20 protein-coding genes are annotated in these 19,378 nt (G+C 73.7%); 8 read left to right on the plus strand and 12 right to left on the minus strand.

Features of this window, described 5'->3' with window-relative positions; all coding sequences use genetic code 11:
- Positions 1 to 81 precede the first annotated feature (81 nt).
- Genes ACW9J6_RS01390 through ACW9J6_RS01405 form a run of 4 tightly spaced genes read right to left on the minus strand, consistent with a single transcriptional unit; the run spans position 82 to position 5,991 of the window.
- Complete coding sequence (locus ACW9J6_RS01390) at positions 82 to 1,503, minus strand: O-antigen ligase domain-containing protein (protein ID WP_457114628.1); 1,422 nt, start codon at positions 1,501 to 1,503, stop codon at positions 82 to 84.
- Positions 1,500 to 2,651 carry a glycosyltransferase gene (locus ACW9J6_RS01395; protein WP_457114629.1) on the minus strand — a complete coding sequence of 384 codons (1,152 nt, stop codon included), beginning with the start codon at positions 2,649 to 2,651 and terminating at the stop codon, positions 1,500 to 1,502. Before ACW9J6_RS01395 ends, ACW9J6_RS01390 begins: the two co-directional genes overlap by 4 nt.
- Entirely contained in the window at positions 2,648 to 4,804 is a 2,157-nt protein-coding gene (locus ACW9J6_RS01400; RefSeq protein ID WP_457114630.1) for a GumC family protein, read from the minus strand. Before ACW9J6_RS01400 ends, ACW9J6_RS01395 begins: the two co-directional genes overlap by 4 nt.
- Positions 4,801 to 5,991 carry a glycosyltransferase gene (locus ACW9J6_RS01405; RefSeq protein WP_457114631.1) on the minus strand — a complete coding sequence of 397 codons (1,191 nt, stop codon included), beginning with the start codon at positions 5,989 to 5,991 and terminating at the stop codon, positions 4,801 to 4,803. Before ACW9J6_RS01405 ends, ACW9J6_RS01400 begins: the two co-directional genes overlap by 4 nt.
- A 234-nt stretch (positions 5,992 to 6,225) precedes the next feature.
- Here ACW9J6_RS01405 and ACW9J6_RS01410 point away from each other — a divergent pair, with 234 nt between their 5' ends.
- Positions 6,226 to 7,563 carry a hypothetical protein gene (locus ACW9J6_RS01410; protein WP_457114632.1) on the plus strand — a complete coding sequence of 446 codons (1,338 nt, stop codon included), beginning with the start codon at positions 6,226 to 6,228 and terminating at the stop codon, positions 7,561 to 7,563.
- Positions 7,564 to 7,627: 64 nt separating this feature from the next.
- Here ACW9J6_RS01410 and ACW9J6_RS01415 read toward each other — a convergent pair whose 3' ends face one another.
- The 6 genes from ACW9J6_RS01415 to ACW9J6_RS01440 form a co-directional block, all read right to left on the minus strand.
- A complete protein-coding gene (locus tag ACW9J6_RS01415) occupies positions 7,628 to 8,521 on the minus strand; it encodes a dihydrodipicolinate synthase family protein (RefSeq protein ID WP_457114633.1) in 894 nt (297 codons plus the stop codon).
- A gap of 73 nt (positions 8,522 to 8,594) precedes the next feature.
- Positions 8,595 to 9,590 carry a branched-chain amino acid ABC transporter permease gene (locus tag ACW9J6_RS01420; RefSeq protein ID WP_457114634.1) on the minus strand — a complete coding sequence of 332 codons (996 nt, stop codon included), beginning with the start codon at positions 9,588 to 9,590 and terminating at the stop codon, positions 8,595 to 8,597.
- A 10-nt stretch (positions 9,591 to 9,600) separates the two neighbouring features.
- Positions 9,601 to 10,506: a branched-chain amino acid ABC transporter permease gene (locus tag ACW9J6_RS01425; protein WP_457114635.1), complete on the minus strand. Its 906-nt coding sequence runs from the start codon at positions 10,504 to 10,506 to the stop codon at positions 9,601 to 9,603.
- A gap of 48 nt (positions 10,507 to 10,554) precedes the next feature.
- Positions 10,555 to 11,778 carry an ABC transporter substrate-binding protein gene (locus tag ACW9J6_RS01430; RefSeq protein WP_457114636.1) on the minus strand — a complete coding sequence of 408 codons (1,224 nt, stop codon included), beginning with the start codon at positions 11,776 to 11,778 and terminating at the stop codon, positions 10,555 to 10,557.
- 44 nt (positions 11,779 to 11,822) lie between these two features.
- On the minus strand, positions 11,823 to 12,533 hold the full coding sequence (locus ACW9J6_RS01435; RefSeq protein WP_457114637.1) for an ABC transporter ATP-binding protein: 711 nt from the start codon (positions 12,531 to 12,533) through the stop codon (positions 11,823 to 11,825).
- Positions 12,526 to 13,278, minus strand: a complete 753-nt coding sequence (locus tag ACW9J6_RS01440; protein ID WP_457114638.1) for an ABC transporter ATP-binding protein — start codon at positions 13,276 to 13,278, stop codon at positions 12,526 to 12,528. Before ACW9J6_RS01440 ends, ACW9J6_RS01435 begins: the two co-directional genes overlap by 8 nt.
- Before the next feature lie 125 nt (positions 13,279 to 13,403).
- Between ACW9J6_RS01440 and ACW9J6_RS01445 the strand changes: the two genes are divergently transcribed.
- Together ACW9J6_RS01445 and ACW9J6_RS01450 are read left to right on the plus strand one after the other, a co-directional pair.
- Positions 13,404 to 14,111 (plus strand): GntR family transcriptional regulator, encoded by a 708-nt coding sequence (locus tag ACW9J6_RS01445; protein WP_457114639.1) that lies wholly within the window; start codon positions 13,404 to 13,406, stop codon positions 14,109 to 14,111.
- Between the two features lie 245 nt (positions 14,112 to 14,356).
- Positions 14,357 to 14,563 carry a hypothetical protein gene (locus ACW9J6_RS01450; protein WP_457114640.1) on the plus strand — a complete coding sequence of 69 codons (207 nt, stop codon included), beginning with the start codon at positions 14,357 to 14,359 and terminating at the stop codon, positions 14,561 to 14,563.
- Between the two features lie 51 nt (positions 14,564 to 14,614).
- On the opposite strand, the gene ACW9J6_RS01455 is transcribed toward ACW9J6_RS01450, so the two are convergent.
- On the minus strand, positions 14,615 to 15,001 hold the full coding sequence (locus ACW9J6_RS01455) for a response regulator (protein ID WP_457114641.1): 387 nt from the start codon (positions 14,999 to 15,001) through the stop codon (positions 14,615 to 14,617).
- 506 nt (positions 15,002 to 15,507) lie between these two features.
- Between ACW9J6_RS01455 and ACW9J6_RS01460 the strand changes: the two genes are divergently transcribed.
- Positions 15,508 to 15,774, plus strand: a complete 267-nt coding sequence (locus tag ACW9J6_RS01460) for a hypothetical protein (protein ID WP_457114642.1) — start codon at positions 15,508 to 15,510, stop codon at positions 15,772 to 15,774.
- 54 nt (positions 15,775 to 15,828) lie between these two features.
- Here the strand turns inward: ACW9J6_RS01460 and ACW9J6_RS01465 are convergent, their stop codons facing one another.
- Complete coding sequence (locus ACW9J6_RS01465; RefSeq protein ID WP_457114643.1) at positions 15,829 to 16,767, minus strand: LysR substrate-binding domain-containing protein; 939 nt, start codon at positions 16,765 to 16,767, stop codon at positions 15,829 to 15,831.
- 119 nt (positions 16,768 to 16,886) lie between these two features.
- Here ACW9J6_RS01465 and ACW9J6_RS01470 point away from each other — a divergent pair, with 119 nt between their 5' ends.
- From ACW9J6_RS01470 to ACW9J6_RS01485, 4 genes are all read left to right on the plus strand, one after another.
- Positions 16,887 to 17,498, plus strand: a complete 612-nt coding sequence (locus ACW9J6_RS01470; protein WP_457114644.1) for a YceI family protein — start codon at positions 16,887 to 16,889, stop codon at positions 17,496 to 17,498.
- A gap of 22 nt (positions 17,499 to 17,520) precedes the next feature.
- A complete protein-coding gene (locus tag ACW9J6_RS01475) occupies positions 17,521 to 18,129 on the plus strand; it encodes a cytochrome b (protein WP_457114645.1) in 609 nt (202 codons plus the stop codon).
- Between the two features lie 71 nt (positions 18,130 to 18,200).
- Complete coding sequence (locus ACW9J6_RS01480) at positions 18,201 to 18,764, plus strand: YceI family protein (RefSeq protein ID WP_457114730.1); 564 nt, start codon at positions 18,201 to 18,203, stop codon at positions 18,762 to 18,764.
- Between the two features lie 45 nt (positions 18,765 to 18,809).
- The gene (locus ACW9J6_RS01485; protein ID WP_457114646.1) at positions 18,810 to 19,373 is read left to right on the plus strand and encodes an NADPH-dependent FMN reductase; all 564 of its coding nucleotides are present in this window, start codon (positions 18,810 to 18,812) and stop codon (positions 19,371 to 19,373) included.
- The last annotated feature ends 5 nt before the right edge of the window (positions 19,374 to 19,378 follow it).

Here is a 19,378-nt window from a genome sequence, read left to right on the forward strand (position 1 = left end):
GTTTCGAGGCCGCCGAGCGGGCGCGCGCCGCCGGGGTCGTTGTCGAGGCGATCCGCCCGCCGCGCGTCCTGCGGGTGGTGATCATGCCGGGCGCAGCCCCGTCCCGGCGGGCGCCGGCGCGCGGTCCGCGCCGCGCCGGCCCTCCCCGTCCTCCGCCCCGAGCGCGAGGAGGAGCCAGAACAGGACGCCGAGTTCGCCCGAGGTCAGGTTGGTGAGCGGGAGCTGAATCAGCGTCCCGCAGGCCAGGCTTCCGAGGACCACCGTCTCCCGGCGGGGATCGCGCCAGGCCGCGCGGATCGCGAGGGCCGGTGCCCAGACCAGGGCCGCCAGGCAGCAGAGGCCGACGACGATGCCCATCGCGGCCCAGCAGGTCACGATCATCCCGTCGATCGGCATGGTGCCGGCGCTGCCGACGTCGCCCATGGTGAACCCGGTCCCGACGAGGCCGCTGTCCGGCCAATTCCACAGGGTGACGAATTCCTCGAGGCGCTCCCGGGCGCTGCCGTCCCGGCTGCCCTCGCCGAAGCTGGAGAGCCGGTCGCCGATCGTCTCGCCGAACGGGGTGAAGGCCGCGGAGAAGCCGATCGCCGCCGTCGCCCCGGCGATGATGCCGAGCGCCCGGCCGCGCGTGACCGCGAAGAGGAGGCAGAACCCGACCGAGACCGGCAGGCACATCCAGGCCGTGCGGTAGAGCGAGAGCAGCAGGGAGATCGCGGCCGGTCCCGCCAGCAGGAGCGCCCAGCGCCCGCGGGCGAGGAATCCGACCAGCAGCAGCCCGGCCGCCGTGAAGGTGGCGAAGCTGCTCGGCCCGTTCATGGTGCTGAAGGTCCGCACGCCGTAGGGCACCGGCAGACCCGCCGACATGATCGTGGTCAGCGACATCCAGTACCGGTCCCAGGCCGGCGGATCGACGTATTGGGCGATGCCGTAGAGCCCGGTGACGGGCAGGACGACCAGGAACGCACCGGCCGCCGCCCGCGTCATGCCGGCCCGCTCCTCGGCCGGGCGCAGGGCGACCAGCGCCCCGTAGACCAGGGGCGCGAGCCACTTGACGCCGCTCGCCGCCGCGACGGTGAGGTCGCCCTGGAGCAGCGTCAGCACGAGGGCGTAGAGCGTGCAGGCGCCGACGACGAGGAGCGGGCCGAGGATCGGCGGCAGCGGCCGCTCCCGCGTCACGACCTCCGCGAGGTGGTGGGCCGGCGCGACGATCGCGAGCAGCGGGCCGAGCAGCATGAGGCCGCTCGGCTCGTAGCCGGCCGCGAGATCGACGAGCCGGCGCAGGAACGGTGCGAAGCTGAAGAGCAGCAGGGCCGCCTGCAGGTGGTCGGCGGGCGAGCGCTTCCAGGCGAACCAGCCGATGGCCGCGCAGCCGACCAGGAAGGCCGGGCGCGCCGCGGCGCCGAGGGCCGGCCCCGCCAGAGCCGTCCCGCCGAGGAACAGGGCGGCCGGGAGCCAGCCCGGGAGCCGGCGCGGCGGAGCGAGGGCGGCGAGGGCCGGGTTCATGCGTGCGCGCCCCGTGCGAGCGGGGCGACGATGGCGGCGACCGCCTGCTGCATGCGCGAGACACCGTAGAGGCGCTCGGCCCGCTCGGCGGCCGCGGCGAGGCGCGTCCGGTCCCTCGCCGCCCCGGCGAGCACCCGGGCCACCGCCGCCGCCAGGGCATCGGCATCGTCCGGCGGCACGAGCGTCCCGGAACGCCCCTGATCGAGCACCTCGACGGCCGCGCCCGTGCGCGTCGCCACCACGGGCACGCCCGCCAGCATCGCCTCCACCAGGGTCCGGCCGAAGGCCTCCGGGACGATCGAGGAATGCACGACCACGTCGACCGCCCGCATCAGGCGGGGCACGTCGTCGCGATGCCCGAGGAAGCGGACCCGCCCCGCCAGGGCGGGCGAAGCGGCCTGGCGGGCCAGCGCCTCCTCGTAATCCCGCTCCCCGAACAGGGCACCGCCCACGACGAGGCAGGAGACGCCCGGCAGGGCGGCGAGCGCCTGCAGCACGACGTGCTGTCCCTTCCAGGCGGTGAGCCGGCTGAACACGCCGACGAGCGGCCCCTCCGGGAGGTCGAGGGCGCGGCGCAACGCGGCGGGCGGCAGCGGCTCCGGAGGGATCCGCAGGCCGTTCGGGACCAGGGCGACGAGGTCTCCCCGCCCGCCGGCGACCACGAACGATTCGGCCACCGCCGCCGAGGGCACGATCACCCGCGCGGCCCGGGCGTTCGCCAGGCGGACCTGGAGGCGGATCTGGGAGGCGCCGAAGATCTCGGGACTGAGCACGTCGTGCAGGTGCCAGACCAGGGGCCGGCGCGCCGCCGCGCTGGCGATGGCGGCGACCGTGAAGGCCTTCTGCGAATTGGCGTAGACGAGGTCGTGCCGGCGGGCCCGCCGCGCCACCGACGCCACCAGGGCCGCGAGCCGCCCGGCCAGCGGCAGGGCGCGCAGGAGCGAGGCGGACCGGTGCAGCCCGGCGAGCGAGGCCCCGGCGGCATGCTCCACCCGCAGGCCCCGCCTCTCCAGGAGGGCGCGCAGCGGCCCGTCCTCGAACAGGAAGGCGCTCGCCCCCGGCCACGCCTCGGCCAGATCGGCGAGGACCAGCTCGGCGCCCGAGAGCACGCTCGCGTGGTTGACGAACAGGATCCGCGGCGGGGTCATCGCGCGGCTTCGAGGCTGGCCAGCGGCGGGAGCACGCGTCCGGCGAGCGCGCCCGGACGGGACGCGGGCGCCTCCGTGACGACGGCGCCGGCGACCGTGCCCCCCGCGGCGCGCAGCGTCGCCACCGCGGACGCCGTGGCCTCGATCCGCGAGCGGCCCCAGCGCGCGCAGACCAGCACGGCGTCGGCCCGGCGGGCGAGGAGCGAGGCGTCGAGGGCGACGCCGAGCGCCGGGCTGTCGATGAGGACCAGGTCGTAGGTCTCGGCCTGCGCCAGGAGACCGGCGGCGTGCGGCCCGGTGAGGAGTTCGGCCGACCCGTCCACCGTGCCGCCGGCCGGCAGCACGTCGACGTTCGGGAGGCGGCTGCCCAGAACGGCCCGCCCGACGGGGAGTTCGCCCCGCAGGACGCCGAGCAGGCCGGGCCCCGGCGGCAGGTCGAGCGCCGCCGCGATGCCGGGCGCGCACAGGTCGCCCTCGATGACGAGCACGCGGCGCCCGAGCGCTCCGGCCCGCGCGGCGAGCGCGAGGGCGGTCAGGGTCTTGCCCTCCCCCGGCCGGGCCGAGGTGACGAGGAGGATGCGCAGGGGCCGGATCGCCAGGCCCGCCGCCAGGGTGCGCAGGGCCGCCTGGAAGGCGGGATCCTTGCCGGCCAGCGCGAGCGCCGCCCGCAGGGGCGGGGTCCGGTCGTGGAGCACGCCCGCGCGCAACCGCGGCAGGGCCGCGAGGGTCGGCGCCCCCGCCTCGCGCTCGAGGGCACCGGGGGAGCGCAGGGTGCGGTCGGTCCCGTCGCGCAGGAGGGCGGCGGCGGCTCCCAGCAGCACCGCCAGGGTCAGGCCCGCCGCCAGGAACGGCAGGCGCTTGGGGAAGAACGGCTGGGTGGGCGTCTCGGCGAGGTTGACGAGGCGGGTGCTGCCGACCAGGACGCGCCGCTGCGTCTCCAGGTCGCTCGCCCGCTTGTAGAGGTCGGCGTATTGCGCGCGCTTGATCTCGAGGTCGCGCTCCATCCCGTCGACCAGGGCCTGGGCGTTCATGGCGGCGGCGACCTCGCCCTTGGCGGCGTCGAGGTCACGCCGGAGGGTGGCGACGAGCGCCGCCGCCGCGTCGTGGACCTGGCGGGCGCTCGCCGCGACGCTCCCGACCTCGCGCTTGAGACGGGCGGACAGGAGGTCCCGCTCGCGCTGCAGGCTCTTGATGGTCGGGTGGGCGGGGCCGAGCGTCATCTCCAGGTTGGCGAGCTGCGCGGAGATCTGGGTGTGCTGCTGCTTGAGGTCGCCGACCGTGCGGCTCGCCAGCACCGCGGGGGAATCCGCCGATCCCCGGGCCTGGTCGGCGTCGATCTCGCGCAGGCGTGCGGCGGCCTCGGCCCGGGTGGTCTCCGCATGGGCGAGCTGCTGCCCGATGCTCGTCAGCCGCTCGGAGGCGATCGGCGCGGTGGAGCCGCGGACCAGCCCGCGGCGGCGCCGCTCCGCCTCGATCCGGTCCTGCGCCTCGCGGATGGTCGTGTCGAGCTGGCGAAGCTCCGCCCAGATCCAGGAGGCGGCCGCCTCCCGGCCCTGCGCGAGGGTCCGGCGCTGGTCGTCCAGGAAGGCGGTGATCAGGGCATTCGCCATCCGGCGGGCGGTGTCGGGATGCGGGGAGGTGTAGCTCACCGCGATCACGCGCGAGCGCCCGACATTCCCCACGCCCAGCCGATGCTCCAAGTAGTCGAGCAACGCCTCGCTGCCCGGCTGCAGCGCGTCGCAGCGGCTCCCCGCCCGGTCCGTCCCGGCGACCAGGGCCAGCGGCCCGCCGGCCTCGGCCCGGCACTCCGCCCGCGCCGCCTCGGCGAGGTCCGCCTGGGCGACGAGGAGGCGCAGGATGCGGGGCGAGCGGACCAGCAGGAGCTGGCTCTCCAGGTCGGCCGGATCGCCGAGCTTCTGGGCCCAGACCGCCGAGCCGCCGGTGTCGCCGGGCTCGGGCTCCGCCACGATGATCGCCCCGGTCGCCACGTAGCGCACGGGGATCACCAGCAGGGCCGCGACGGCGAGGCCGAGCACCGCCGCGAACACCGCGAGGAACACGCCCCGGCGCCGCCAGAGTCGCGTGACGATGCCCTCCCGGGCGGCGGGCGGGACGGGCGCGTCCCGCGTCGGCAGCGTCGTCCCGGCGGTCATCGCGCGCCAGCCTCCGCCGGACGGACATCCACCGCGTAGAGCGAGGGCTCGCGCGTCGCGCATCGCGACGCCGCCCGACGCATCTGGCTCTCGACGAAGGCCGTGAGTTCGTCCCGGAAGCGCGCGGCCGAGAAGCGGGCCGCCTGGGCCCGGCAGGCGTCGCGGGAGAACGCGTCCTCGCAGGCGACGAAGGCGCGCACGCAGGCGGCGATCGCCTCGGGCGTCGGCTCGGGGAAGAACAGGCCCGTGCGTCCCGGACCGTGGCGCAGGACCGTCTCGCGCGCGCCGCCGCGGTCGAGCGCCAGGACCGGCGTTCCCTCCGCCTGCGCCTCCACCGGGACGATGCCGAAATCCTCCTCGGCCGCGAAAACGAAGGCCCGCGCGGTGGCCATCAGGCGCCGCAGCTCCGCGTCGTCGACGTGGCCCGTGAAGCGGACGTTCGGCCCGGCCCGCTCGCGCAGCCGCGCCGCCTCCGGCCCGTCGCCGGCCACGATCAGTTCCAGGTCCGGCAGGGCCGCGAACGCGTCCACGATGGCGCCGATGTTCTTGTAGGGAACGAGCCGGCTGGCCGCGAGGAAGTGGCGGCCCCGCGGCAGGTCGAGGACGTCCTGCGCCAGGGTCACGGGCGGGTGGATCACCTTCGCCTCGCGCCCGTAGAACTTCCGGATCCGCCGCGCGACGAAATCCGAATTGGCCACGAGCGCGTCCGGCCCGGCGGCGGTGCGCACGTCCCAGAGCCGCATGTAGTGCAGCAGGATCCGCGCCAGGGTGCCCCTGGGGCCGTGGCCGAGGCCCGCCTCCCGCAGGTAGGCGTGCTGCAGGTCCCAGGCGTAGCGCATCGGCGAGTGCACGTAGGCGACGTGGACCTGATCGGGGCCGGTGATCACGCCCTTGGCCACGGCGCAGCTCGACGACAGGACGAGGTTGTAGCCGGAGAGGTCGAACTGCTCGACCGCGAGCGGCATCAGCGGCAGGTAGGCGCGGTGCGCCCGGCCGATCAGCGGCATGCGCTGCAGGAAGCTCACCTGCGTGTCGCGCACGAGCCCGATCCGGGCCCGACTCTCCGGCGTCAGCAGGTCGAACAGGGCGAAAACGTCGGCCTGCGGGTAGCAGGCGAGCATCTCGCCCAAGACGCGCTCCGCGCCGCCGACCACGTAGAGCCAATCATGGACGATCGCCACCCGCATGCCGCCCGTCTCCCCTCGCGCCGCCGCGCCCTCGTCATCCCGTTCCGTCAGTCGATCCGTGACGGGACGACCCGCTGGTGCAAGCCGATCTATGCCGCAGAGGAAATAACCGAAAGCACTGCAGAGTGAAACCGGAACTCTGAGTGATTCGGGGGGTCTTACTACGCAAACCGGCTTGCGTGAACATGATCAAGCCTCAAGTTGAGCGCGGAATTATTACTCGGAGGGGTTGCAATGACGGGACCTGAGGTCGGGCGGTCGCCGGGCGGCGCGCGGGCGCACCCGAGCCGGCGCCGCATCCTGGCGGGCGGATGGGCGGGGCTCGCCCTCGCGCTCGCGCCCCGCCGCGCCCGCGCGTTCCCGGCGCCGCCGCCCTGGCCGCTCGGCGACTTCCTGGACAGCGTCGGCCTCAACGTCCACCTGGACGACCCGTCCTACGCCACGCGATTCGAGGAGGTCCGCACCCTCGTCGCGGGATGCGGGATCCGGCACCTGCGGGACGAATTGCGGCCGAGCAACGATCTCGGGCGCTGGCGGGAGCTGTTCGCGCGCCACGGCATCCGCGCGCACCTGCTCGTGTCGCCGGTGACCAACACCCCGGCGGAGATGCTGGCCTATCTGGACGCCGTCGGCGTCCCGACGGTCTCGGCCATCGAGGGGCAGAACGAGGGCGACAGCGACTGGTTCATGGCCCATCCGGCCGCCCGGGGCGACTGGAGCCGCACGGTGGTCGCCTACCAGCGGGAGGTCCACGCGGCGCTGCGGGCGCGCTACGACCCGGCGACGCTGCCGCTGCTCTCGCCGAGCCTCCTCGACTACCGGCCGCAGGACGTGGCCCTGATCCGCGACGCCGCCGCGTTCTGCGACGCCGTCGCGATCCACAGCTACACGCAGGGCGGCCAGGAGCCGGAGACCGAGGATGGCTACGCGGGGATCGGCTGGTACCTCGCCAACTTCCGGACCCCGTTCAAGCCCGACGCGCCCGCGATCTGCACGGAGACCGGCTACTGCACGCCGCCGGTCACGGGCCGCAGCGGCGTCTCCGAGGCGGCCGCCGCGGTCTACCTGCCGCGGCTCCTCCTGCACAACTTCGCGTCCGGCATCCCCCGCACCTTCCTGTACCAGCTCCTCGACGGGGGCGACGATCCGGGCAACAGCGAGCACCATTGGGGATTGGTGCGCCACGACGGCAGCCTCAAGCCCGCCTATCGCGCCCTGCGCGGGCTGATGGGCGCGCTGGCGACGCCCGATGACGGACCCGCCGCCGCGGCGGACCGGACGGTCCTGCTGCCGGAGGCCACCCCGGACCTGCGCAGCGTCGTGCTGGCGCGCCGCGACGGCGGCACGGTGGTGGCGCTCTGGCGGGCGCTGCGCTGCTGGGACCCGGCCCGGGGCATCGACCTCCCGATGGGGTCCGCGCCTCAGCGGGTCGTGCTCGGCCGGCCGGCGGCCCGGGCCCGGGTCATCCGTCCGGCCGAGCAGGAGGGGTGGTCGCCGCTCGACCTGCGCGACGACGCGGTCACCCTCCCGGTCGGCGGGACGGTGACGCTGGTGGCTTTCGCGCCGGCCTGAGCCCCGGCGGGGCGCAGGCGCGGCGCCCCGCCGGGGTGGCGGTCCGTCGCCCGCGGCGGGCGGGTCAGAGCGCCGGCAGGGACGGGCGCTCGGCGATGGCCCGGCGGACGATGGCCTCGACCTCTGCGCGCCGCGCGCCCGCGAGCGGCCGGCGGGGCGCCCGCACGTGCTCGGTCGAGTCGATCGCCAGCGCCTCGGCGAGCTTGATGTTCTGGACGAGGAAGCTGGACACGTCGAGGTCGAGGAGCGGCCGGAACCAGCGGTAGACCGCGAGCGCCTCGGCGAGCCGGCCGGCCTTGACCAGCCGGTAGACCGCGACGGTCTCCCTGGGGAAGGCGCAGACGAGCCCGGCGACCCAGCCCACCGCGCCGACCGTCAGCGCCTCGAAGGCGAGGTTGTCGACGCCCGTCAGCACCGCGTAGCGGTCGCCGAGCGCGTTGAAGATCTCCGTGGTGCGGCGGATGTCGTCGGAGGATTCCTTGATCGCCACGAAGCGGGGATCCGCGGCGAGCTCCGCCATGATCCGCGGGGTGACGTCGACCCGGTAGGCGACGCGGTTGGAGTAGATCATCACCGGCAGGTCGCCGGCCTGCGCCACGGCGCGCAGCGTCGCCACGGTCTCCGCCTCGTCGGTGTGGTAGATCGGGCTCGGCACCACCATCAGGCCGGAGGCCCCGGCCCTGGCGGCCCTCGCGGCGAGCGCGCAGGCTTCGCGGGTCCCCGCCTCGGAGACCGTGAGCAGCACCGGCCGCCCGCCCGCGACGCCCTGCGCGATGCGCAGCACCGCCAGCCGCTCGTCATGCGACAGCATCGGCCCCTCGCCGAGCGAGCCGCAGACGATCAGCCCGTCGCAGCCCGCGTCGAGCTGGAGCGCGAAGCAGCGCTCCATCTCGGCATGGTCGAGTTCGCCGTCCGGCGTGAACTTCGTCGTGACGGCGGGCAGGACACCACTCCACATCGGTCTTCTCTCCTTCGATGGTTCGGGGGAAGGGACGGCGCGCCCGGGCGTCCGGGCGCCGCCTCGGGTCGCCTCAGGCGGCCTCGGCAGGCCGGCTCACGGGCGTCCCGGCCGGGACGCGCTGCGGGGGGCGGGGGGCGGCCGCGCGGCGGTGCAGGACCTCGCCCACGAGGCCACGCCGGAAGAACGACACGCACAGGATGAAGATCAGCCCGATCACCACCGTGACGAGGTCGCCGATCGTCGCGAGGTAGTTCTGCAGCCCGACCACCAGGGCGGCGCCGACCAGCGGCCCGAACAGGGTGCCGACCCCGCCGAGGAGCGTCATCAGCACCACCTCGGTGGAGGTGTGCAGCGAGACGTCGGTGAGCGAGACGAGCTGGAACACCAGGGCCTTGAGGGCACCCGCATAGCCCGCGAGCGCCGCCGAGAGCACGAAGGCCAGGAGCTTGAAGCGGCCGGTGTCGTAGCCGAGCGAGGTCGCCCGTGCCTCGTTGTCCCGCACGGCCTGGAGGATGCGGCCGAAGGGCGAGTGCACCACCCGGTGGACGAACAGGAAACCCGCCGCGAACAGGGCGAGCACGACGTAGTACATCGCCCGGTCGTCCGAGAGGTCGACGAGGCCCAGCAGCGTGCCGCGCGGGATGCCCTGCAGGCCGTCCTCGCCGCCGGTCCAGGGCAGCTGCACGGCCAGGAAGGAGACGACCTGCGACAGGGCGAGCGTGATCATCGCGAGGTAGATGCCCCGGCGCCGGATCGCGAGGCCGCCGATCGCAAGGCCGACCAGGGCTGCCGCGGCGACGCCCGCCCCGAAGGCGACGGGCAGGCCGAGCGGGTGGCTGCCGAAGCGGATCATCAGCGCGCCCGTCACGTAGCCGGCGGTGCCGAGGAAGGCCGCGTGCGCGAAGGAGACGAGCCCGGTGAAGCCGAGCAGCAGGTTGAAGGCGCAGGCGAACAGCCCGTAGCACATCACCTTCATGACGAAGATCGGGTAGATCAGCCCCGGCACGAAGGGCACCGGCAGGGCCAGGAGGACGAGCGCCCAGAAGATCCGCAGGGTGGTCGGCATCGGGTTCCCCTCAGGCCTCGCGGCCGAACAGGCCGGCCGGCCGCAGCAGCAGGGCGAGCGCCATGATCACGAAGATCACCACGGTCGAGGCCTCCGGGTAGACGATCTTGGTGAGGCCCTCCACGAGCCCGAGACCGAGCCCGGTCAGCATGGCCCCGAGGATCGAGCCGAGGCCGCCGATCACCACGACCGCGAAGACGATGTTGAGGAGGTTGCCGCCCATCAGCGGCGTGACCTGCATGATCGGGGCGGCGAGCACGCCCGCGAGACCCGCGAGCGCGACGCCGAATCCGTAGGTGAGCGTGATCATCAGCGGCACGTTGATGCCGAAGGCCTGGAGCAGGCGCGGATTCTCCGTGCCCGCCCGCAGATAGGCCCCGAGCTTGGTGCGCTCGAAGACGTACCAGACGGTGAGGCAGATCACGAGCGAGGCCACCACCACGAAGGCGCGGTAGCGGGGCAGCAGCATGAAGCCGAGATCCACCGGCCCCTGCAGGATCTCGGGCGGCTCGTAGCCCTGGCCCGAGACGCCGAAGGCCCAGCGGAACCCGCCCTCCATCACCAGGGCGACCCCGAAGGTCAGGAGCAGGCCGTAGAGGTGGTCGAGGTGGTAGAGCCGCCGCAGGAGCAGGCGCTCGATCGCGACGCCGAGCACGGCCACGCAGAGCGGCGCCACCGCCAGGGCGGGCCAGAAGCCGAGCTGAAAGTCGGGCTGCCCGAGCCAGGGGCCGAGCTGGGTCAGCCCGATCCAGGCCAGGAAGGCCGCCATCATGAACTGCGCCCCGTGGGTGAAGTTGATGATGTTGAGGAGCCCGAAGATGATCGCGAGCCCCATGCTCAGCATGGCGTAGAAGCACCCCGCGATCAGCCCGACGGTGAGCTGGGCGAGGAGGGCCTGGAGGGTGATGTCCGGCATGGGAACCTCGGCGGGCGGTACGGGCCGGGGGAGCCCCGGCCCTCGCGGTCAGCCCTTGACGTTGAGGGGGCAGGCGTCGCTCGGCTTCGGGAAGACGTCCTCGCCCTTCAGCACCGCCTCGACGGTGTAGAAATCCCAGTCGCGCTTCGACTCGGCCGGTTTCTTGACCTTGAGGAGCAGGAGTTCGTGCACGAGGGAGCCGTCCGCCCGCAGGTGCCCGTTGCGGATGACGGCGTCGTCGATGGTCATGGTGCGCAGCCGTGCCATCACGGCGCCGGCCTCGTCGGTGCCCGCGGCCTCGACCGCCCGCAGATAGCTCAGCACCGCCGAGTAGACCGCCGCCTGCGAGGCGCTCGGCATCCTCTTGGTCTTGGCGAAATAGGTCTCCGCGAAGGCGCGCGAGCGCTCGTCGCGGTCCCAGTAGAAGGCCTCCGTCAGGAGCATGCCCTGGGCCTTCGCGAGGCCGAGGCTCCTCACGTCGGTGATGTAGGCGAGAAGCGGCGCGATCACCTGCTTGTCGGAGCGGCCGATGCCGTACTCGGCGGCCTGCTTGATCGCGTTGATGGTGTCGGCGCCCGCATTGGCGAGCGCGATGACCTCGGCGCCGCTGCTCTGCGCCTTGAGCATGTAGGAGGAGAAGTCGCCGCCCGGGAAAGGGTGGCGGGAGGTGCCCAGGACCTTGCCGCCCTCCGCCTCCACCACCGCGGCCGCGTCCTTCTCCAGCGAGTGGCCGAAGGTGTAGTCGGCCGTGACGAAGTACCAGGACTTGCGGCCCGCCCGCAGCAGGGCCTTGGCGGTGCCGGACGCGAGCGCGCCGGTATTGACCATCCACTGCGCGTTGACGGGCGAGCACTTCTCGGCGACGGCCGCCATGGCGACGCCCGCCGAGAGCATGGTGACGCGGTTCTTCTGCCGGGCGATCTCCATGACGGCGAGGGCCGTCGAGGAGGTCGGGAAATCGGCGATCATGTCGACCTTGCCCTGGTCGAACCACTCGCGGGCGAGGTTGGCGGCGATGTCGGGCTTGTTCTGGTGGTCGGCCGCCACGAGTTCGACGGGGGCGCCCAGCACCTTGCCGCCGACCTCGTCGATGGCGATCTGCGCCGCCGCCGCCGAGCCGCGCCCGGTGAAGTCGGAGTAGATCCCCGAGAGGTCGGTGAGGATGCCGATCTTCACGACGCCGTCGCTGACCGCCTCGGCGGCTCGCCCCTCGCCCGCTGCGAGCGCCGCGAGGGCGAGCCCCGCCGCCCAAAGCCTGATCCGTGACCGCATGCCCGCCTCCTGTTGGGTTCCGATGGAAAGGCCGTTCCCCGGCCTCAGACGCCGAGGAGGCGCGCGACCTCTTCCTCGCGGTCCGCGACCGCCCCGGCGGGAATCTCCGAGACGATGCGGCCGTGCTCCACCACGTGGTGGCGGTCGGCGAGGTGGCGGGCGAAGTGGAAGTTCTGCTCGACGAGCACGATGGTGAAGCCGCGGCGCTTCAGGTGCTCCACCGCCCGGCCGAGCGCCTCGACGATCACCGGCGCCAGCCCCTCGGTGATCTCGTCGAGGAGCAGGATCCGGGCGCCGGTCAGCAGGATGCGGCCGAGCGCCAGCATCTGCTGCTCGCCGCCCGAGAGGCGGCCGCCGTAACTGTCGGCCCGCTCCGCGAGGTTTGGGAACAGGGCCAGCACCTCCGCCAGTGCCAGGCCCTCCGGCCCGAGCCGCGGCAGCAGGGTGAGGTTCTCCGCCGTGGTCAGCGTGCGGTAGACGCCGCGCTCCTCCGGGCAGTAGCCGATGCCGAGCCGCGCGATCCGGTGGGTCGGCAGGCGGATCGCCTCGACGCCCCGCACCCGCACGGAGCCGGTGCGCCGGTCGGTGAGGCCAAGGATCGCCCGCAGGGTGGTGGTGCGGCCGGCCCCGTTGCGGCCGACCAGCGTGACGCACTCCCCCTCGCGCACCGCGAGGTCGACGCCGAACAGCACGTGGCTCTCGCCGTACCAGGCCTGGAGCCCGCGTGTCTCGAGGACGATCGGCCGCTCAGGCATGACCGCCACCCAGATAGGCGGCGCGCACCGCCGGATCGCGCGAGACCTCGGCGTAGCTGCCCTGCGCCAGGATCTCGCCGCGCTGGAGCACCGTGATCGTGTCGCAGAGGTCGGCCACCACCGCCATGTTGTGCTCGACCATCAGCACGGTGCGGCCGAAGGCGCTCTCGCGGATCAGGTCCTTGACGCGGGCTACGTCGTCGATTGCCATGCCCTGGGTCGGCTCGTCGAGGAGCAGCACGGAGGGTTCGAGGGCGAGCGTGGTGGCGAGTTCGAGGGTGCGCTTGCGGCCGTAGGGCAGGTCCCCCGCCAGGGTCTCGGCCGCATCGAGGAGCCCGACCTCGCCGAGCAGGTCGAGCGCCTCCTCGTCGAGGGCGCGCAGGCAGGCCGCGGAGCGCCAGAAGCCGTAGGGATTGCCGAGCCGGCGCTGCAGGGCGATGCGGACGTTCTCCCGCGCGCTGAGGTGCGGAAACGTCGCCGAGATCTGGAACGAGCGCACCAGCCCGCGCCGGGCCGTGGCCGCGGGCGTCTCCCGCGTGATGTCGACGCCCTTGTACAGGATGCGCCCGGCGCTCGGCTGGTGGAACTTAGTGAGCAGGTTGAAGACCGTCGTCTTGCCCGCCCCGTTCGGGCCGATCAGCGCGTGGATGCTGCCGCGCCGGACCTGCAGGTGGAGGTCGCGCACCGCCGCGAAGCCGCCGAACGACTTCGACAATCCGACCGTCTCCAGGGCGATCTCCGGCATCGCGCCATCCCTTGCCTCGCTTTTCGTAGATTGTATAAAATCTCCAAAAAGGTCAAGCGCCGTTCCGGGGCGGCTGGCGCCGGCCGGGTCGGTCGTATAAATTATCCAAGAAGGGAGAGCGTATCGTGAGTTCAGTGACGGCCGCCCCGCCCGCGGGCGGCGCCCGGCCGGCCAGCGGCGCCTTGCGGCACAAGACGGTCTCGGCCGCCGTGGCGGACGCCTTGCGCCAACGGATCCTGTCGGGCGACCTCAAGCCCGGCATGCAGCTGCGCCAGGACGCGCTGGCCGAGGAGTTCGGGATCAGCCGGATCCCGGTGCGCGAGGCGCTGCTCCAGCTCGAGGCGGGAGGGCTCGTCAAGATCGTGCCCCATCGCGGGGCGGTCGTCTCCGGGCTGACGCGCGAAGAGATCGCGGACGTGTTCGCGCTCCGGGCGACCCTGGAGCCGCAACTGCTCGGCCTCTCCGCCCCGCGGCTGACGCCGGAGGATGTCGCGGAGCTGCGCGTGCTGCGCGACGAGTACAGCACGGCCCTGGAGGCGGGGCAGGTCGACCTGTGGGGCGAGTTGAACCGCCGCTTCCATCTCGGCCTGCTGCGCCATGCCGGCCGGCCGCGCTCGCTCGGCATCGTCTCGGGCCTGCTGCAGGATTCCGATCGGCCGACCCGGTTGCAGCTCTCGCTCACCGGGGACGTGGCGCGGGCGGACCGGGAGCACACGCGGATGCTCGACCTCTGCGAGGCCGGATCCGTGCAGGAGGCGGTCGACCTGTTGCGCGACCACATCGAGCATGCGGGCCGCGCGCTGCTCGCCCTCTACCGGGCACCGGCCGCGTGACGCCAAGGGCCCAGGATCTGACGCGTCGATTCGGCCGAGATCGACGGGGCCGCTGACCGTCTCGAATTCTCGATGCCAGGCCAAAGGCTTGGCGACAATACGCGGCGGCACCAGCGGTCATTGGCAGGGACCGCCGGCCTCACCGGGGGACCCTGGCCCGATGCGGGGTGCCGGGACGCACGTCCTCACCGGGCGGTAACTCCCATCTGGTAGGACAGACGCCCTGGCAGAGCGCAGGCCGACCGATGTCCCACCGAGAGCCCAAGACCCCGTCCGGCCTGATCCGGCCCGTCACGCACCCGCGCCGCTTCGGCAGCCGCTGGGACGCGGTGCTCTGCGGCGTCGCCGCGGGCCTGGCCGAGCGGCTGCCGCCGGCGCCCGGCCCGGAGGCCGCGAGCCCCGAGGGCGCGCCGGCGCGGACCGCGCGCCCGAAGGTCGGCCTTGCCGAGTAGCGCGCCCCGTCTCGGGATCGCCGCGACGAAGAAGAGGGGACGCCGGCCCGCTCAGCCGGCCTGTCCGGCCGCCTCCTCGGCTGCCACGAGAACGTCGAGCACCCGCCAGGGTTTGGGCATGTAGGTGGCGGAGCGGGGCAGATGCGCGACCCGGTCGCCCGCACCGCCCGACGTCACGACCATGCGGATCCACGGCCATTTCAGGGCGATCATGCGGGCGAGGTCGACCCCGTCGACGCGGTGCGGAAGCCGCACGTCGGTGAAGACCAGGGCCACCGCGTGGGCCTCCCGCTGCAGGTAGTCCAGCGCTTCCTCGCCGCTCTCGGCCTCGACGACCTGCAGGTCGGTCTCCTCCAGCACGGCCGCTGCCAGATGGCGCAGATCGAGGTCGTCCTCGACGACGAGCGCGACGTCGCGCGGCCGGAATGCCTGTCCCATGCGAGAGCCCCTCCGAGCTTAACATACAGCAAGATCCGCTGTACCGACGGGCAACGACGGCCGCGGGCGACCGTTCGCGCCCGACCGTTATCGCACGGGCGATTTCGTCGTCTAACCGTTATCCGGTCGGCCAAAGGTCCAAGGCGACGAACGGCGCCCATCCACTTGCCGAAAGCTTGGCCATGACCGGCGCTGCAGCGCCCGCGCGCAGAAAAAGGGCCGCTCTCGCGAGCGGCCCGAAGTCTAGGGAGGAAACGCCCAAGAAGGGCAATGTCCCGCCGCGACGCCATCGCGCCGGGACGACCCCTTGTGGCATGGTGCGGTGCAGCATGCCAGGGCGCGGTGGCCCCGGCAGCCATGCGCCTGCCGCATGCTTCTCGCGGGAACCTCGGGGCGCGTCATGCTCCCGGCGCCCAGACGGCCCGGTCCTGAACCGATTCGGGCCGTCCCACGTTCACGCTCCGCCTTCCGCCCCGGCCCGTCGAGGGCGCGACCACCGAGGAACCATGACCTTCACGTCGATCGCCGCCGGTGCGGCCCTCTGCGTCCTGGCGCTCGCCACCCCGGCCCTCGCGCAGAACCGGGGGACGCCCGAGCAACAGCAGGCCTGCACGCCCGACGCGATGACCCTGTGCGGCGAGTTCATCCCGGATCCCGGGCGGGTGAGGGCCTGCCTCCTGGGCCGTCGCGCGAATCTGAGCCCGGCCTGCCGGGCGGCGATCGCGCCCAGCCTGCCCGAGCGCGCGCCCCGCAAGCGGCGGCGGGCGCGGTAGGGGGCTGATCGAGCGGTCACCGGGAGACGATGGCGGCGGCCCCCCGGCCCGCCGTCAGCGCGGCGGCCTCTCGACGGCGAAGCGCCGCGCCAGGGCGTCGCGCAGGTGCTGGCGGAACACCCGCACCCGGGCCGGGAGTTCCCGACCGGCCAGGCTCACGGCGCGCACCGGCCCCTCGCCGGACGACCAGTCCGGCAGGACGCGCCGGAGGTCTCCGGCCTCGACCGCGCGGGCGGCCACCACGGTCGGGATCTGTCCGATCCCGGCCCCGGCGACGGCCAGGCGCAGCACCGCCACGAAGTCGCTCGCCAGGATCGCCGGCCGCAGCGGCACCGGCACGGTCCGGCCCTCGGCGGAGAGGCGCTCGGCCGCGGGCCCGAGCCGCTCGCGGGCCAGGATCAGGTCGTGCCCGGCGAGGTCCGCGAGCGAGACCGGGGCGGGCCGGCGATCGAGGTAGGCCGGCGCGGCGTAGAGGCCGATGCCGAGCGTCGCCAGCAGGTAGGAGCGGTATCGGCCGTCGCCCTCCTCCTCGCCGAGGCGCAGCGCGAGATCGATCCGGTTGGCCGCGAGGTCGAGGACGCTGTCGGTGTTCAGGAGCTCGACCGTGATCTGCGGGTAGAGCGCCCGGAAGCTCGCGATGATCTCCGGCATGATCTCGATGCCGAAATCCACCGACGTCGTCACCCGCAGGTGCCCGGTCGGCACCGCCTGGGCGTCGCGGGCGCTCTCGGCCGCCTCGTCGAGGAGCGCGAGGCTCGCCCGGGCCTTGGCGTAGAAGGCGAGCCCCTCGGCGGTCGGGCTCACCGCCCGCGGGTGACGCGCCATCAGCCGCGCGTCGAGGCTCCGCTCCAGGCGCGAGATCCTGCGGCTGACGCTGCCCTTGGTCTCGCGCAGGCTCGCGGCCGCCGCCGTGACGGTCCCGAGCGCCACCACCGCGCAGAAGGCGCGCAGGTCGCGGATGTCCCCGCCGAAGGTTTCCGAGCTGGCAACCATGCGGTGCCGGATAGCAGACTCATCGCGGTTCGGGAATGCGGTTAAGTCCGGGTCACGAAACCAACGCCGGCGACGGCCGCGAGGCGGCCCGGCGCGACGTTGCCGATCTGGAGACATCCGTGAAGCTGCTGACCCCCTCGCTGCTCGGTCTTGCCCTGCTCGTCTCGGCGCCCGCCCTGGCGCAGACCGCCCCGACCCGCGATCCCGCGCAGATCCAGGCCGGCACCTACGCGGTCGATCCGCTCCACACGCAGGTCGGCTGGCGCTTGTCGCATCTGGGCTTCACGAACTACGCGGGCGGCTTCTCCGAGGTGTCGGGCACCCTCGTGCTGGAGCCGAAGAACCCCGGCGCCGCGAAGCTGTCGGTGAAGATCCCGGTCGCGAGCGTCGCCACCACCAGCGCCAAGCTCACGGACGAGCTCAAGGGCGAGCAGTGGCTCGACGCGGGCAAGTTCCCGGAGATGACCTTCGTGTCGACCAAGGTGGCGCCGACGGGCAAGGACGCCGCGAAGGTCACGGGCGACCTGACGCTGCACGGGGTCACCAAGCCGGTGACGCTCGACGTGAGCCTCGTCGGGGCCGGGGTGAACCCGATCACCAAGAAGATCACGGTCGGCTTCGAGGCGACGGGCACGCTCAAGCGCTCCGAGTTCGGCGTGAAGACCTACCTGCCGCTGATCGGCGACGACCTTCACCTGACCATCGCGGGCGCCTTCGAGCGTCAGGACTGATCCGTCCGGTCGGAGATTCGCCATGGCCTCCGTCGTCTCCGCGCGTCGCTACTCGGCGGTCGCCATCCTGCTGCACTGGACGAGCGCGCTCGGCGTGCTCGCCCTGATCGGCATGGGCCTCGCGATGAGCCATCTCGACCTCGCGCCGATGCGCCGCTTCGACCTCTACCAGTGGCACAAGTCGGTCGGCCTGACGGTGCTCGCCCTCACGGTCCTGCGCCTCGCCTGGCGCCTCGCCCATCGGCCGCCGCCCTACCCGGCCGCGATGCCGGCCCGGGAGCGGCGGGCGGCGGGCGCGGCCCACGGCCTCCTCTACGGCCTCCTCGCGGCGCTGCCCCTGACCGGCTGGGCCGTGGTCTCGCTCTCACCCTACGCCATCCCAACGGTGCTCTACGGGCTGGTGTCCTGGCCGCACCTGCCGCTCGCCCGCCTCGTCGCGGACCGGGCAGCCGCGGAGGCGGCCGTCGCGCGGGTGCACGCCGTCGGGGCGTGGCTGCTGGGGGCGCTGCTGGTTCTCCACATCGCGGCCGCCCTGCGCCACCACCTCGTCCTGCGCGACGACGTGCTGCGCCGCATGCTGCCGGCCCGCGGCCCCTCCCCCACTCCGACCCCCGCGGGAGCGCCCCGATGAAAGCCCGTCCCCTCTCCATCGCGGCGACCCCGCGGGTCGCCGCGATCCTGAGTGTCGCTGCCTTGCTGTCCATGCCGGCCCTGCTCGCCGCCGCCCCGCCCGCCGCGGCCGCCGAATGGGTGGCGGATCCGGCCCGGAGCCGTCTCGGCTTCTCGGGCGTGCAGGTCGGCGCCCCGTTCTCCGGGCGGTTCGAGCGCTTCAGCGCCCGGATCACGTTCGACCCCGCCGCGCCGCAGGCCGGTCACGCCACGGTGCGGATCGATCTCGCCAGCGCACGGACGGGCGACGTCCAGCGGGACGAGGCCCTGCCGCAGAAGGAGTGGTTCGACGTCGCGGGCGCGGCCGAAGCCCGCTTCGAGGCGACCCGGTTCGCCGACAAGGGCGGCGGCGACTACGAGGCGCTCGGCACCCTCACGATCCGCGGCATCAGCCAGCCCGTGACCGTACCGTTCCACCTCACCCTCGACGGCGCCGAGGCCCGCGCGAAGGGCCATCTCAGCCTCGTGCGCACTGCGTTCGGCGTCGGCCAGGGCGCCTGGGCCTCGGGGCAGTGGGTTGCGCTCGACGTGGGCGTCGATATCGACCTCGTGGCGACGTCCGCCGCTCGGTCGGCGGAGGCGGGCGCCGGCCGGTGAGGCTCCGGCCCGGATTCATTCCCCAGAAAGGACGGACCATCCCCGATGTCTGATCAACGCCCGCTCCGCTTCGTCACCCTGGTCGGCAGCCTGCGCAAGGGCTCGATCAACGCCGCCATCGCCCGCGCGCTGCCGGGCCTCGCGCCCGCGGGCGTGACCGTCGAGGCCCTCGGCTCGGTCGGCGCCTTCCCGCTCTACGACGCGGATCGCCAGGCCGAGGGCTTCCCGGCCGAGGTCGTCGCGATGGGTGAGGCGATCAAGGCCGCCGATGGCCTGATCTTCGTGACGCCCGAGTACAATTACTCGATCCCGGGCGCCCTCAAGAACGCCCTCGACTGGCTCTCGCGGCTGCCCTCGACGCCCTTCGCCGGCAAGGCGGTGGCGATCCAGACCGCCTCCCCGGGGATGATCGGCGGGGCGCGCTGTCAGTACCACCTCCGGCAGGTGCTGGTGTTCCTCGACGCACAGGTTCTCAACAAGCCGGAGATCATGGTCGGCGGCGCGGCGGGCAAGGTCGACGTCGAGGCCGGCCTCGTCACCGACGAGGCGACGCGGGGCTTCCTGACGAAGCAGTTGGAGGCCCTGGCGGTCCTGGCGCGCCGCCTCTGACCCGG

This window comes from Methylobacterium sp. JK268, assembly GCF_054052225.1.